11 protein-coding genes are annotated in these 14,995 nt (G+C 40.6%); 4 read left to right on the plus strand and 7 right to left on the minus strand.

Annotated features, from left to right (window positions below; all coding sequences use genetic code 11):
- Window positions 1–14: 14 nt before the first annotated feature.
- Entirely contained in the window at window positions 15–866 is an 852-nt protein-coding gene (locus tag B1A85_RS06455; protein WP_104546042.1) for a M28 family peptidase, read from the plus strand.
- A 48-nt stretch (window positions 867–914) separates the two neighbouring features.
- Here B1A85_RS06455 and B1A85_RS06460 read toward each other — a convergent pair whose 3' ends face one another.
- The 3 genes from B1A85_RS06460 to B1A85_RS06470 form a co-directional block, all read right to left on the minus strand.
- A complete protein-coding gene (locus B1A85_RS06460) occupies window positions 915–1,844 on the minus strand; it encodes a ribonuclease D (RefSeq protein WP_104546043.1) in 930 nt (309 codons plus the stop codon).
- 411 nt (window positions 1,845–2,255) lie between these two features.
- Entirely contained in the window at window positions 2,256–3,032 is a 777-nt protein-coding gene (locus B1A85_RS06465; protein WP_104546044.1) for a sugar transferase, read from the minus strand.
- Between the two features lie 176 nt (window positions 3,033–3,208).
- Window positions 3,209–4,366 carry a glycosyltransferase gene (locus tag B1A85_RS06470; protein ID WP_104546045.1) on the minus strand — a complete coding sequence of 386 codons (1,158 nt, stop codon included), beginning with the start codon at window positions 4,364–4,366 and terminating at the stop codon, window positions 3,209–3,211.
- 180 nt (window positions 4,367–4,546) lie between these two features.
- On the opposite strand from B1A85_RS06470, the gene B1A85_RS06475 reads away from it, so the two are divergent.
- Window positions 4,547–5,491 (plus strand): NAD-dependent epimerase/dehydratase family protein, encoded by a 945-nt coding sequence (locus tag B1A85_RS06475; protein ID WP_104546046.1) that lies wholly within the window; start codon window positions 4,547–4,549, stop codon window positions 5,489–5,491.
- Here B1A85_RS06475 and pgsA read toward each other — a convergent pair.
- Window positions 5,410–5,988, minus strand: coding sequence for a CDP-diacylglycerol--glycerol-3-phosphate 3-phosphatidyltransferase (pgsA, locus tag B1A85_RS06480; protein ID WP_104546047.1), 579 nt, complete (start codon window positions 5,986–5,988; stop codon window positions 5,410–5,412). The genes B1A85_RS06475 and pgsA overlap by 82 nt on opposite strands.
- 328 nt (window positions 5,989–6,316) lie before the next feature.
- On the opposite strand from pgsA, the gene B1A85_RS06485 reads away from it, so the two are divergent.
- The gene (locus tag B1A85_RS06485) at window positions 6,317–6,970 is read left to right on the plus strand and encodes a sugar transferase (RefSeq protein ID WP_104546048.1); all 654 of its coding nucleotides are present in this window, start codon (window positions 6,317–6,319) and stop codon (window positions 6,968–6,970) included.
- A gap of 154 nt (window positions 6,971–7,124) precedes the next feature.
- Here the strand turns inward: B1A85_RS06485 and galE are convergent, their stop codons facing one another.
- Together galE and B1A85_RS06495 are read right to left on the minus strand one after the other, a co-directional pair.
- Window positions 7,125–8,120 (minus strand): UDP-glucose 4-epimerase GalE, encoded by a 996-nt coding sequence (gene galE / locus B1A85_RS06490; RefSeq protein WP_104546049.1) that lies wholly within the window; start codon window positions 8,118–8,120, stop codon window positions 7,125–7,127.
- A gap of 242 nt (window positions 8,121–8,362) precedes the next feature.
- Complete coding sequence (locus tag B1A85_RS06495) at window positions 8,363–8,911, minus strand: SET domain-containing protein (protein ID WP_168192351.1); 549 nt, start codon at window positions 8,909–8,911, stop codon at window positions 8,363–8,365.
- A 706-nt stretch (window positions 8,912–9,617) separates the two neighbouring features.
- Between B1A85_RS06495 and B1A85_RS06500 the strand changes: the two genes are divergently transcribed.
- Window positions 9,618–12,653 (plus strand): EAL domain-containing protein, encoded by a 3,036-nt coding sequence (locus tag B1A85_RS06500; RefSeq protein WP_104546051.1) that lies wholly within the window; start codon window positions 9,618–9,620, stop codon window positions 12,651–12,653.
- 91 nt (window positions 12,654–12,744) lie between these two features.
- Here B1A85_RS06500 and B1A85_RS06505 read toward each other — a convergent pair whose 3' ends face one another.
- The gene (locus B1A85_RS06505; protein WP_104546321.1) at window positions 12,745–14,910 is read right to left on the minus strand and encodes a Tex family protein; all 2,166 of its coding nucleotides are present in this window, start codon (window positions 14,908–14,910) and stop codon (window positions 12,745–12,747) included.
- Between the last annotated feature and the right edge of the window lie 85 nt (window positions 14,911–14,995).

Consider the following 14,995-nt stretch of genomic DNA (forward strand, 5'->3'; position numbering starts at 1 on the left):
TGTAATAAAAGCCAATGGCGCTTGAATTAAAAGAACGCTTATTTACTCATTTGCAACAAATTGTACGCGATCGCGACCCTTATTTGGCAACAGCAGGGCATTTTTTTGTTCAACAATACATCTATCAACAGTTAGAAAAATATGGACCTGTAGAAATTTTTGAATTTACTGTCCGAGGTAAAACGCACCAAAATTTGATTTTAAATCTACCTGGTAAACAGCATGGCTTTCCGATTTTAGTCGGCGCCCACTACGATGCAGTACCTGGAACGCCAGGCGCTGACGACAATGCTACAGGTGTTGCTGTTTTATTAGAACTAGCGCGAATTTTTGCAAACGAACCTGCAAAGCATCCTCTACGTTTAGTTGCGTTCGATCTTGAAGAATATGGCTTACTTGGTAACTCTGGTGCTTCCGAGTACGCAGCTTACTTATGCCAACAAAATCAACAACTACGGTTAATGATTTCGCTAGAAATGTTAGGTTATTGCGACTCTACCCCAGGGTCACAACAGTACCCAATTTCTTTATTAAAAAGATTATATCCAAATTGCGGTAATTTTATTGGTTTAATTGGTAATCTACCAACAATTTTTGACTTAATTTACCTTAGCCGCAGTATTCGTCAAATTGGAGTACCAAGTGAATGGCTACCTGTATTTAATAAAGGTTCAATTGTTCCACAAACTCGGCTAAGCGATCACGCACACTTTTGGGATCGAGGCTATCCAGCAATGATGATTACAGATACTGCTATGCTACGCAATCCACACTATCATAAAGCGAGTGATACGATTGAAACTCTGAACTTGGATTTTCTTGCAGGTGTTTGTCTGGGATTATCGCAAGGGTTACGCTGTTTATGATATTTACAATACTGTTGCTTTTAGAGCGACACAGCTAATCGCTATCTATCAAAAATCTAACTCGTCTTGTTTATCTATGTTTTCAAACTGCTTTGCAGACAATCGCCAACTTGTTGTCGTTTCTACTTGTAATGAAAGTTCAGCCATCAGCTCTTTAAGTTCTTTTTGCAGCTTTTGTGTTAAAGTGATTGGAAAATTTAGCGATAATCCATGTTGTTGAGCTACTGCGGCTAGTTGAGAAAATTCAACTTTTGTTATTCGGCGCTGCGATCGCGATAATTTTAAACAATCGGTTTCAGAAATTTTCTGAGCTTGCATTGCTGATTTCAATCGCGTTTCTATATGCTCAAATTCCGAACTAAGTAAATGTAGCTGTTGCTTAAGTTGCAAGTATCGCCCAGCCAAAGACGTTAAATCTTCTGTTTCAGGATTCGGATACGCAACTGCTTGCAATTGCAAAAGTTTTTGATGCACCATTGCTAAATAAACAGGATCCATTTTAGCGTAGTGAAGTTGTAAATTGCTTAAAGGTCGCTGTCCCCAATCGCTTGTTTGCTCAGTTTTATCAATGTTTATATGGTACAAAGCATCTACTAAAGTTTTTAAGGAGAAATTAGGTAACGGCAAAAGATAATACGGAATATTCTTTGCCATTTCTAAAGTACAAGTTACATTTTTTGCTTGGTTTTTACCGAGAAACTTTAAATCATAGCTAGCTTGATGAAAGACCTTTTCAATAGTATGATTGCACATGATACTTTCGATAAAATTTTTAATAATCTCAGGTCGATCAAGTACATCTAAAATGACGACTGTTTCTCCTGAAATATCGCTACCGTCTTTCAAAATCTGAATCAAGGACAAGCGAGGTTTTTGAGTGTTAAAATCGGCTATTTCTGTATCAACCCAGAGTATTTTGGCTTGACTGTATTGCGTAACTAAAGCACTGATTTCGTCTGCATTTCTCAAATAAAGCATTAGAAAAATATAAGTTAAATGAACTTAAATACGAGTTTTAATTCTCAATTTTTTTTATAGTATTGTGACACAGATTGTATAAACTTGCTCTAAACAAGTAATTATTACTTATTTCACTATGAAAAACATTAATTCAAATAATCAAAAAGAATTAAAAACTAACAGTCAATAAATGAATAATAGCTATTTAAGTTAATCCAGACCTAATAGTTAAAAACTCTCAATACAACCGAGCAGCAGTTTTCTAACTAGTAGTTAGTTATAGTAGCAAATCGCTGTAGGACATTGAACTCACGGCGGTAATAACTACCGTGAGCCTTGACAATTTTCACGTTCTTTTTTAGGCTAATTGAGCATAAACGCAGGTAGGCACCAAGAGCTTACAACTGCTGTGCGATAGCTTAGCGTGTTCTAGTAAGCGCCATTGTTTTTTGGCATGATGACAACTCCAATCGTTTTCATGATGACCCACAGATCAAGCCAAAAGTTGTGGAACTTGACGTAGTATAGGTCTATTTGAATTCTACGACTGTAAGGAATGTCATTACGTCCTGAGACTTGCCATAGTCCTGTAATTCCTGGCTTAATCGTCAAAACTTTGTCGATATGAGAGCCATACATATACAGTTCTTGGGCTACTAAAGGGCGAGGACCGACAACGCTCATGTCTCCTTTGAGAACATTCCAAAATTGGGGAAACTCATCTAGACTCGTTAATCGTAAGAAGCGACCGATTTTTGTAATTCTTGGATCTTGTTTCAGCTTGAAATTATCGGCAAATTCTTGTCGGAGATGAGGTGATGTTTCCATCAGCTCTACTAACATTTCGTCAGCATTTGTTACCATTGTCCGGAATTTGATGCATCCGAATGGCTTGTAGTTTTTTCCAACTCGTTCTTGCACGTAAAAAATTGGTCCTTCAGAACTATACGCAATGAGTAACGCCAACAAGAGATAAACCGGAGAAAACAAAATCAGAACCGATAGCGAGAAGACCACATCAAACAGCCTTTTGATAAACTCTCGATTGGCAAAATTAAGCCGTACATCGATCAACAGTTGCTTGGCAAACGTCAAAGCTAATAGCGATCGCCACAACTTGTTTTTTTCGCTGGGCGATCGCTTCTGAAGACCAGATTGCACAAAAGCCCGTAATTTTTTGCCTGAGAGGAGTGAATGGGCAGTCATTTTACTCCTTAACAATCCACACCACACTTAGTCCCGATTTTAAAGCCTGACGACGCCAGGTATCCTGAATTTGATCCCAGAATCTTAAATAGGATTTAAAGATTGGGGATCAAAAAACAGTAAAAAGCCAACCAAAGTTATACTGAATGGAGCATAAGTACAGCCAAGATATTACGTCAACCCGATAGGTGCTGATTTTTTGTACTGTAATCTTGCCACGAGTTTTGTAGAAATGCGAGAAACTTGTCTCGAAAGACCTGTGCTGCGAACTGAGTCGCGTGAGTGCGAATCCACTCCGGCTGAAACATTTTTTGACAAGCTTCAAAGTTTTCAATAGCCTCGATTAACGCTGCTTCGGTTTGGGTTGTAAAAAATATACCAGTTCCTGTATCAGGATATTGGCTAATGGAACGCACGGTCTCTAGCGCGCCTCCCGCAGCGTAAGCAATGACTGGAGTACCGCAAGCTTGAGCTTCTACAGGTGCAATCCCAAAATCTTCATAAGCTGCATAGACAAACGCTTTTGCCGCAGCCATGTACTTTTCCACAACTTCATTTGGCTGTTCTCCTAAAACTCGAACGTTTGATTGTGCTAATTTGCGAATTTGTTTGAGTTCAGGTCCAGTACCAATCACGACTAAAGGTTTTTTAAGTTGGTTAAAAGCACGCACAATCAACGATACTTTTTTGTAACTGACTAAACGGGAAACAGTTAAATAAAAGTCTTGCTTTGTGCTGACCAGGGGAAACCGTTCAATATTTACTGGTGGGTAAATTACGGTTGCTGGGCGGCGGTAGCAGCGCCAAATCCGGCGTGCGGTGTTTTGTGAATTGGCAATAAAGTAATCTACGCGATTTGCGCTTAATGTATCCCACTGGCGCATTCGATGAAGGAGGTATCGCGTTAAAACTCCTGGTAATCCCCGACCACTGGGGCTACTGCGAAGATAATCGAACGTCAGTTCCCAAGCAAAGCGCATTGGAGTATGGCAATAGCATACATGCATTTGTTCTGGACTTGTTAAAACTCCTTTAGCAACTGTGTGCGAAGAGGAGATAATGACATCATAAGCACGCAAATCTAACTGTTCGATTGCTAGTGGCAACAGCGGTAAATACTTCTGTACGCCATTGCGTGCAAAGGGCAAATACTGCAAAAAGGTTGTTCCTATAGGGCGTTGAAACAGATAGCTGTTAGGATTAGTTGATTCAAAGTCGATTAATGCATACAAATCAGCATCAATATGCTTGAGAATTTCTTGGACTACGAGTTCTGAACCACCAGTAGCTTTAGGTGTGAGCCACTCATGGACAAGTGCATATTTTAAAGCCACAGCTATTCACTAAAAGTTCGAGGTTTGGGTAGGCGTTTTGTACTTGAATCAAGCAATTCCTATATTTTTGTGCTTGGCAATCGAAGGCATGACGCTGTTGTTGAAAAATAAGTTCCAAGCTGATAGCGCAACCTGATAATCTCATAGAAAATTACGTTTGCAGCACAAGGAAGCAAGACAATGCGAATTTTGATTATGGGTGGTACGCGATTTATTGGCGTGTACCTGACACGAAAACTTGTTGCCCAAGGGCATGAGGTTGTCTTATTTAATCGGGGGAATCGACCGCTTCCCGTCGCAGGAGTCACGCAAATCACAGGCGATCGCACGCAGCCTGAAGAATTGAAAGAAAAACTATCTGCACAAACCTTTGACGCTATTTTTGATAATAACGGGCGCGAACTCAGCGATACCCAACCTTTGGCAGAAATCTTTAAAGATCGCGTGCAGCATTTTGTCTATATGAGTTCAGCAGGAGTGTATTTGCCCTCTGACCAGATGCCGCATCAAGAAGGCGATGCCGTAGATCCCAAAAGCCGCCATCGCGGTAAGCACGAAACCGAAGCTTTTTTGGCTAAAATCGGCGTTCCCTTTACAGCAATTCGTCCAACTTACATTTATGGTCCGCACAATTACAATGACTTGGAAAGCTGGTTTTTCGATCGCATCGTTCGCGATCGCCCAATTCCCATTCCTGCTAACGGATTATATATAACGCAGTTCGGTCACGTAGACGATCTGGCGCAAGCGATGTGTCAAGTTTTAGGTTCTACACAAGCCATCGGCGAAATTTATAATATCTCCGGCGATCGCTATGTCACATTTGACGGATTAGCCCGTGCGTGTGCTGTGGCAGCTGGCAAATCACCCGAAGCAATACAAATCGTCCACTATGACCCCAAACAATTTAATTTTGGCAAGCGAAAAGCTTTCCCTATGCGCGTACAACATTTTTTTGCAGCGATAGATAAAGCAAAAGCTCAACTCAACTGGCAACCAAAATACGATCTCATTTCGGGTTTAAAAGACTCGTACCACAACGATTATCTTGTATCAGGTCGCGACGCTGCTGAAGTTGACTTTTCAACAGATGACGAAATTTTATCGGTTACAGGCAGTAAATAAATTGCCCCAGAAATCAGCGTGAGGGCGACCGCTACCCAAAACGCACTCAGTGAAAGTAACTGCCAATGAACGGGTAAGGGCGCAATCAAAAGTGCGATCGCGGCTATCTGACTCACCGTTTTCAGTTTGCCCCAAAAGTTAGCGCCAGTAATCGCGGTAGTGCCCGTTAAACTAGGAGTCACGCGCCAGCCTGCTATGGTTAACTCCCGTGCCAAAATCAGAAAGACGCCCCATGCAGGCACTTGTTCTAGCTTAATTAAAGGTAGCAACGGCGCGAGTATCAAAAGTTTATCAACTAAAGGATCGAGAAATTTGCCTAATTCAGTAATTTGATTGAGTCGACGGGCAAGGTATCCATCAACCCAATCGGTCATTGCTGCTACTAAAAAAATACCGACACTCAACCAACGAGTGTCAGGAGTAGGATTTTCTAAACAAAAAAGTAAAACTGGCAACGCAAGTAGGCGCGACAGTGTCACCCAATTGGGCAAGGACATGAGCAAGGTAAGAATTGAACACCCAGGAGTTAGGGTAATATAAAACCCTTAGCGATTGCTAGTAACTTCGTGCGTATTATTACGCAAAAGAACTTCGAGAGAATAGAAAAACGCGATCGCACCTTGTTTTTTTGCTTTCTATCTGGATTCAGCTAAATTTCAGAAGTATAACTTCTTTATATAAAATTTATACCTAGCGAATTTCCTTGATTCCTTGATGAAGATTCGCCAAAACATCACTCAAAATGAGATTGCAGAAGCTTTGAGCAACTATATTTAAAAGAGTTTACGTAATTCTACTGAAATAGAGTACAAAGTAGTTGTGACGATGTTCCAAGCCGAATCTCCAACATCCAATTTGTTAACACAAGAAGTTCACCCCTCCGTTAACTCAGTATTTAAACGCTTATTAGATATTGCTGGCAGCTTAGTAGGACTATTTATTTTAATGCTTGTATTTGTACCTGTGGCGATCGCAATTAAGTTGGATAGCCCAGGACCAATTTTTTTTCGCCAAGAACGCTACGGACTGCACGGACGCAAGTTCTACATTCGTAAGTTTCGTTCGATGGTAGTTAATGCTGAACAGTTAAAATCGCTAGTGAGTAACGAAGCTTCAGGACTGATCTTCAAAAACGAACGCGACCCCAGAGTAACGCGTGTAGGGCGTTTCTTGAGAAGTTCGAGTTTAGATGAGTTACCACAATTTTGGAATGTCTTAGTTGGTGAAATGAGCTTAGTGGGCACTCGTCCACCAACAGGTGATGAAGTAGCGCAGTACAACGAGCGTCACTGGCAACGATTGAATGTCAAGCCTGGTTTAACTGGTGAATGGCAAGTCAGCGGTCGTTCGAATATCAAAGATTTTGAACAAGTCGTTGACCTCGATCTGCGCTACCAAAAGCAATGGCATCCTTTATACGATCTTGCGATCATTGCCAAGACAATATACGCGATCTTTGCCAAGGTAGGAGCTTGCTAGAAAAAGCAAGGTTTCGTTTGTGCGATTAAATTTGAGGTGAATCACAACTCTTATTTCTAATATTTATTATTCATTATTTATCATTCAATCCCTAGCTTCTAACCCTACTCTCCAAGAACGGTAAAATTCTACGCTCCTCACTCCTAATACAGTTCTATCCGTGTCGCTGCTGATGCCAACGCCAAGCATGACTAATGATATCTTTTAAGTCAGAGTATTGGGGTTTCCAATCTAAAATTTTTCTCGCTTTCTCGCTACTGCCAACGAGAATAGGAGGGTCTCCAGGACGGCGATCGCTACTTTCAACTTTAATATCTTTACCAGTAACAGTTTTGGCGGTATCGATCACCTCTTTCACTGAGAAACCACTGCCGTTCCCTAGATTAAAAACTGTCGTTTCTCCCCCTTGCAGCAAATATTCCAAACCCAGGATATGCGCGTCGGCAAGATCCATGACGTGAATATAGTCTCTAACACAGGTTCCATCACTCGTAGGATAATCTGTGCCATAGATCGATACTGATTGCCTTTGACCCAGAGCAGTCTGTAAGACGAGTGGAATCAGGTGCGTCTCTGGGTTGTGGTCTTCTCCTAGCAAACCATCAGGATCGGCTCCAGCAGCATTGAAGTAGCGAAAACACACTGACTTTAAACCGTAAGCATGACTAAAGTCGCTGAGAATTCTTTCTACCATCAATTTAGAGGCACCGTATGGATTTATGGGATTCTGGGGGTGATCCTCAGTAATCGGAATTTGGTGTGGGATACCATAGGTAGCACAAGTCGAGGAAAAGACGAACTTATCTACAGATGCTGCCAGCATGGCTTCTAATAAAGTTAGAGTGCCGATGACATTGTTGCGATAGTACTTCGCTGGTTCGGTTACTGACTCTCCCACATAAGCGTAGGCAGAAAAGTGCATTACTGCAGCAATTTTTTTTGTGGCAAAGAGTTCATCGAGCAGCGCGCGATCGTTGGTATCTCCCACAATTAGCTCTACCTGCAGTTTTTCTACTAAATCTTGATGCCCGTACACCAAGTTATCAAGAACGACTACCTCATATCCAGCACGTTGCAGTGCCATTACTGCGTGGGAGCCGATGTAGCCTGCTCCTCCAGTAACTAAAATCGTCTGCTTAACTGGCAGCATTTGTTTTTTGGCTTAGCATTACTCACTACTGGTGCTGAGTATACCTGATACAGCTGTAGTCGCACTCTTCACATTAATTTAATTTCGAGCAGAAATTCTAGGCGACTTCTACTGAAAGTTGCATACAATAGCAGAGAAGGTTGAGCTAGCAGCAATGTACGCTGGCAATTTGTTGCACTATCCAAGAGCAAAGGCTACGTATCTGGGTTGATGATGTCTTTGATTTAGCAAGCGCGTCATAACTATTTTGCTGTAGCTGTGGTTTCGTATTGAATTGCAATAAAATTCTGCACCACATTCAACTCTAAATACTTGCGTTTTACATGCGATGGTAAATGCTTAAAATCTTTAATAACTCTTCTGCAATGTACGCTGCCACATCCGCATTGCATTACCCAATAATCTTCATCCATCGTTGTAGAATAGTCGAAGTATATCTCCTCACCTGCACGGATATGCCTCAGGGCTACTAAGTCTACATCATTTTTAATTCCAGCATTAGGATCGCAAGAATGATTGACGAACCGACCTGGCGGTTCTAAATTGACATACAAGTTTTTGCCTATTTGTAGCGGATCGCCTTCGTACCTTGGAGCTTTGAGAATTGCTTTGTCAAAATCAATAATATCGCCAGTAAATTTTAAAATTGTTTCTCCTAAAGCAATATTTCTTCTAGCAAAGAGTCCTTGACCAAATTTACTCTTGCCAATGTAGAACTTTTCCTTTTTAGCCAAGCGAACAACTTTAGATAATTCTATCATTTTATCCCAAATATGCGATTGAGTGGGCAAATCGTTACGGAATCAGAAATGATGAAAACTTAATGTTTCTGTTCATCAAAAATCATTGTTGATGAATCTTTTTGTGTTATGAATTTCTGCCTTTTGGTTACATATAAGCTGTGAAATATCAAGATTCAATGATTTTTTAGATTGCATAACATCTCAGTTTCGTGGACGGCAAAACAATTATTTTGCGTCAACGGAAAATTATCGAGCTTGTATTTCAGCCTTAACGATGTGCTTGACAAAGTATTTTTCGCTGAACAAGGTCAATTTAACGCTATCTTTATTGAGATACAATCGTGAATTTACTGATAGGATTTGAACTCAGTAAAAGCTTCATTCAGTGTATTCACCGTACTTAATAAATCTTTATACGAATGACTTAAGAAAACAATAAGCTAAACAAGCATTTGTTTACTTTAGCGACAGCTTATAAGTGAAAATAAACTATTACTAAGTGTTAGATATCAAAAAAATATTAGACGAATTCAAAGTAGTAAACTGAAGATTGTAACAAGTATGCTCTAGGAAAAAACAATCGTAATTTTACGGATATTTTACTAGGATCAATTGCGAATTACCCCTAATTAGGGTAGATGTACGGTAGTGAAGAGCAAAGTTTGATGGTTCTTTGGGTATTATGAATCAGAATAATATTTGAAAGTGAGGATGCGTTCTGCTAGTTTTTGATTTAATCCCTTAGATTGCACACATGACACTTAGGAAAAAAACACTATTACTAATTACTGTCACGCTCGTCAGTCTAATTGGGGTTATTTACGCTACATCATCAGCACTTTTGTTACGTGGTTTTTCGAGGTTAGAAGAGCAAGATGCTCGTTACAACGTTAAAAGAGTACAGGACGCGTTATCAGACGAAATTGCCAAACTGAGTTTAACAGCACGCGACTGGGCAGAATGGGACGAAACATACGCCTTTGTAGAAGATTTTAATCAGAAATACATCAAAACTTATCTTAGTGATGTCAGCATCAATCGGTTAAGGCTAAATTTGATGCTTTACGTTCACGTATCTGGAAGAATTATTTTTGACAAGGGCTATGATTTGGAACGTAGAGAGGCGATTGATCTTTTACCCAGCTTTCGAAAACATCTTGCCGCAAGAACAGTTATAGAACATTCAAGTATCAAAAGTTCCATATTAGGGCTGGTAATGCTACCTGAAGGTGCAATGATGATTGCCTCAAAACCGATTCTTGATAGTGAAAGTCGCGGTCCGATTCGAGGAACCCTGATTATGGGTCGTTACTTAGATAATGTGGCGATCGCAAAGCTAGCTGAACAGACTCATTTATCGGTAAGGATGTATCGCTTTGACGATAGACAAGTACCGCGCGATATTCAACGCGTGCGTTTTGCCCTTAGAGATTTACCTCAAGAGTCGATCTTAGTACGACCACTTGACGAACAAACAATTGCCGGATACGCAGTTCTTAAAGATATCTATGGCAATCCAGCACTATTACTACGTGTAGATGCACCGAGATTAGTTTATCAACAAGGTCAAGCAAGTGTTCGTCATCTTGTGTTGTCTTTGGCGATCGTTGGGTTGATGTTTGCGGTGGCAACGCTTTTATTATTAGAAAAACTGATCTTATCGCGCCTATCGCGGTTGAGTGCGGATGTTCACGATATTGGCAGAAGTGGCGATCTTACAGCACGCGTGTTGCCAATTCTGGGACAAGACGAATTATCCAACTTAGCCGGTACAATCAATGAAATGTTAGAAGCGTTGGAACATTCGATTGAAGAGCAACGCCAGAGCCAAGAACGCTATCACAAATACGATAAAGTTCTTGCTGAGCTAGCCAAGCACAAAATGCTCGATTGCAGCGATTTACACATTAATTTACAAGAAATTACTGAAGCTGCAGCACATACACTAGCGGTAGAACGCGTTGGCGTGTGGTTATATGATGACGAACTGTATAAAAAACTCCGTTGCATCGACTTGTATCGCAAAAGTCTTGACGAGCATTCTCAAGGGGCGGAATTAGCCGCAGCCCACTATCCTACCTACTTTAAAGCACTACAAGAAGAAAGAACAATCGCTACTTGTGATGCACGCTGCGATCCCCGAACAAAAGAACTGGCAAAATTGTATCTCAATGCCCATGGTATTGTCTCCATGTTGGATGCACCAATTTGGCTAGGCGGGCAAATGGTAGGAGTTGTGTGTCACGAACACGTAGGTTCTACACACCACTGGAGTATTGAGGAAAAAAATTTTGCAGCTTCCATCGCTGATTTAATATCGGTGATTTTAGAGGCGTGCGAACGGAAGCGATCGCAAGAAGCGTTACGCAAAGCACACGACGATCTAGAAATTAGAGTACGCGAAAGAACCGCAGAACTCGCGCAAATCAACCAAGAGTTACAAGCAGAAATTACGGAACGTACGCTAGTAGAAGAAAAATTACTCTACGAAGCTTTTCATGACTCGCTGACAGGCTTACCTAACCGAACATTATTCATGCAACGCTTAGGACACGCCTTGGTTCGCGCCAAAAGACGCAGTCATTATTTATTCGCTGTCTTATTTTTAGATTTAGACCGCTTCAAATTAGTTAATGATAGTCTGGGTCACTTAGTTGGCGATCAATTACTGATTGCATTCGTCCGCAGATTAGAGGTTTGTTTGCGCTCTACAGATACCGTTGCTCGCTTGGGCGGTGATGAGTTTGTCATCTTGCTCGACGACATGAAGGATATTAAAGATGCAACTCTAGTAGCCGAACGAATTCAAAAAGAACTCACACTACCATTTAACCTCAACGGACACGAAGTTTTCATCACCGCAAGTATTGGCATTGCATTGAGTACGACTGGCTACGATCAAGCTGAAGATATTCTGCGTGATGCTGATACAGTTATGTATCGTGCTAAATCGCTTGGTAAAGCACGTCATGCAGTATTTGATAAAGATATGCATACACGCGCAGTGGCTTTATTGCAATTAGAAAATGATTTACGACGCGCTGTAGAACGTCAAGAATTACTCATTTATTACCAGCCAATTGTCTCGCTACATAATAATCAACTTAGCGGTTTTGAAGCATTGCTGCGGTGGAACCATCCAACGCGCGGTACGATCTCACCTGCAGAATTTATCCCTGTTGCTGAAGAAACAGGCTTGATTGTTCCTATCGGCTACTGGGTACTTCATCAAGCTTGTCACCAGACACGTATTTGGCAAGAACAATTTACAGCGCTCCCAGCTTTAACAATTAATGTGAATTGTTCGGGTAAACAGTTCGCACAACCCGACTTAACTAAACAAATTGACCGGATCTTATGCGAGACTGGCTTAAACGGAATAAGTTTAAATATCGAAATTACAGAAAGTGTCTTAATCGAAAATGCGGACTTAGCAGCGAAGATGTTACAGCAATTGAAAGATTTGGGAATTCAATTGTACATTGATGACTTTGGAACAGGCTATTCTTCGCTCAGCTATCTTCATAACTTTCCTATTGATGCTTTGAAAATTGACCGTTCTTTTATTAAGCGAATGGGAAGTCCTAATGAAAAGACCGAAATAGTCTACACTATTACGCAAATGGCTCATAACTTAAATATGAAGGTTGTTGCCGAAGGAATTGAAACTTCTGAGCAACTTCGGCAACTTCAGAGCATTGGGTGTGAGTATGGTCAAGGTTTTTTATTTTCTCAACCCTTACAAACAGAAGCAGCTACTGCCTTCATTCAAAGTAGCATTTGTGTATAATACAAATTGGTATTTTGCACTGTTATTAGTTAGTGGTTAATGACTAGTTACTAGTTGCTAGTTACTCTTGGCTTTGCTATAAGTATTACTTTTAACTATTACTTTTAACTGCTTTCATAGATAAACCAATTCGTTTTTGTTTTTCGTTAACGTCTAAAACCTTCACTCGCACAATTTGCCCAACTTTAACAATTTGTTTTGGATCGCTGACGAAGCGCTCTGATAGCTGCGAAATGTGAACTAAACCATTTTCGTGAACGCCAATATCAACAAAAGCACCAAAGTTAGCGACGTTTGTCACAATACCTTCTAATTCCATACCAACTTTGAGATCGCTAATTTCTTTAATTCCTGCTTTAAAAGTTGCATATTTAAATTCAGCGCGCGGATCTCTTCCTGGTTTTTCTAATTCGCTAATAATATCGCGTAAGGTGGGTTCGCCAACGGTTTCAGTTACATACTTTTTCAAGGAAATCGATTTGAGCTTTTGAGCGTTTTGAGTAATATTTACGGGAGATATATTTAAATCTGCGGCGATCGCTTCGACAACACCGTAACTTTCAGGATGAACAGCGGTATTGTCTAAAGGATTTTCCCCACCACGAATTCTTAAAAAACCAGCAGCTTGCTCAAACGCTTTTGGTCCTAGCTTCGGAACTTTCAGTAACTCGCGACGCTGTTTGAAAGCACCGTTTTGATTGCGATAGGTAACAATATTATTAGCAACTGTTGGACTAATTCCTGCAACAAAAGTTAATAGTTCTTTAGAAGCAGTATTGAGATCGACACCAACGTAGTTAACACAGCTTTCTACGGTTTCGTCAAGTTTCTTTTTAAGTAACTTTTGATCGACATCGTGTTGATATTGTCCAACACCAATTGACTTAGGATCAATTTTTACTAACTCGGCTAGAGGGTCTTGCAAGCGGCGACCGATACTAATTGCACCGCGTACGGTAACATCAAGGTCGGGAAATTCTGCAATGGCAACTTGACTTGCTGAGTAAATCGACGCGCCCGACTCATTGACGATAACTTTGATGGGTTTGCGTTCGATTGTAGCTAAAACTTCTGATACAAATTCATCAGTTTCGCGGCTAGCTGTACCGTTACCAATTGCAATTAGTTCGATTTTATATTTTTCGATTAACTTTTTAAGTGTGTTTGCAGCTTGCGATCGCTCATTGGCTGAAGCGTGTGGAAAGATCGCCTGATACTCTAAAAACTTTCCTGTTTCATCTAGCACTGCAACTTTACACCCAGTACGAAAACCAGGATCGATAGCCAGTGTGGGCTTCATTCCTGCTGGTGGAGATAGTAGTAACTCTCTCAAATTTGTTTCAAAGGTTTTAATCGATTCGATATCAGCTTCGGCTTTCTTTTGGGCAATGACTTCACTTATTAAAGACGCTTTCATTAAACGGTTAAATGCATCTTTGAGCATTGCGCGGTAGAAATCGCGAACTTCTGGAACTTTCGTTTTGATTTCTCGTGCAGCTAAAGTCGCGAATATTTCCGATTCATCGAACGCTAGTTCTAAATTTAAAACTTTTTCCTTTTCACCACGTAGTAGTGCTAGAAGAGTATGCGGGGCTATCGCTTTTACTCTAACGCTAAAATTTCGGTAAGTTTCAAACTTAGTGGTTCCTTCAGGATACTCTTTTTTAATTTGAGATTTAAATACGCCGTTTTCAACGAGATAATCTCGAATATAGGCGCGTAAATCAGCTTTTTCCGAAACTTCTTCGGCTAGAATATCAGCAGCACCATTGAGTGCGTCTGCGGCTGTTTTAACGTCTTTTTCTTCGGAAATATAATCTACGGCAACTTTTTCTAATGAGGCGACCGTAGCAGTTCTTGAATTTAAAGATTTAATATATGCTGCTAGTGGTTCTAATCCCTTTTCTCTCGCGATCGTTGCTTTTGTCCTTCGTTTTGGTCGATACGGAAGATAGAGATCTTCTAATTCAGTCTTTTGCAAACACGTTTCTATTTTGTGTTTCAGTTCATCGGTGAGTTTACCAGCGGAAGCGATCGCATCTAAGATTGTTGTCTTTCTTGCTTCTAATTCTGTTAAATATGCGTACCTTTCTGCTAATTCGCGCAGTTGTACTTCATTCATCTCCCCAGTGCGTTCTTTGCGGTAACGCGCAATAAAAGGAATCGTCGCACCTTCGGCAAATAATTCAAGTGCGTTTTCAACTTGGAAAGGTTTAAGTGATAATTCTTGTGCTAAAACTTGCGAAATATTCAACATCAGGCGTGTAATTTTAATAGCAAATAACAAACTATCAAGATAAATTTTCTGACCTCCAACCTCTAACCTCCGACCTCTCTTAAAA

It is taken from the genome of Chroococcidiopsis sp. TS-821 (assembly GCF_002939305.1).
Classification (GTDB): Bacteria; Cyanobacteriota; Cyanobacteriia; order Cyanobacteriales; family Chroococcidiopsidaceae; genus Chroogloeocystis.

What these genes read in the sequence shown, in the direction of transcription:
- B1A85_RS06455 (WP_104546042.1), top strand. Translation starts at nt 15, where the DNA reads ATGGCGCTTGAATTAAAAGAACGCTTATTTACTCATTTGCAACAAATT.
- B1A85_RS06460 (WP_104546043.1), bottom strand. Translation starts at nt 1,844, where the DNA reads ATGCTTTATTTGAGAAATGCAGACGAAATCAGTGCTTTAGTTACGCAA.
- B1A85_RS06465 (WP_104546044.1), bottom strand. Translation starts at nt 3,032, where the DNA reads ATGACTGCCCATTCACTCCTCTCAGGCAAAAAATTACGGGCTTTTGTG.
- B1A85_RS06475 (WP_104546046.1), top strand. Translation starts at nt 4,547, where the DNA reads ATGCGAATTTTGATTATGGGTGGTACGCGATTTATTGGCGTGTACCTG.
- pgsA (WP_104546047.1), bottom strand. Translation starts at nt 5,988, where the DNA reads ATGTCCTTGCCCAATTGGGTGACACTGTCGCGCCTACTTGCGTTGCCA.
- B1A85_RS06485 (WP_104546048.1), top strand. Translation starts at nt 6,317, where the DNA reads ATGTTCCAAGCCGAATCTCCAACATCCAATTTGTTAACACAAGAAGTT.
- galE (WP_104546049.1), bottom strand. Translation starts at nt 8,120, where the DNA reads ATGCTGCCAGTTAAGCAGACGATTTTAGTTACTGGAGGAGCAGGCTAC.
- B1A85_RS06500 (WP_104546051.1), top strand. Translation starts at nt 9,618, where the DNA reads ATGACACTTAGGAAAAAAACACTATTACTAATTACTGTCACGCTCGTC.
- B1A85_RS06505 (WP_104546321.1), bottom strand. Translation starts at nt 14,910, where the DNA reads ATGTTGAATATTTCGCAAGTTTTAGCACAAGAATTATCACTTAAACCT.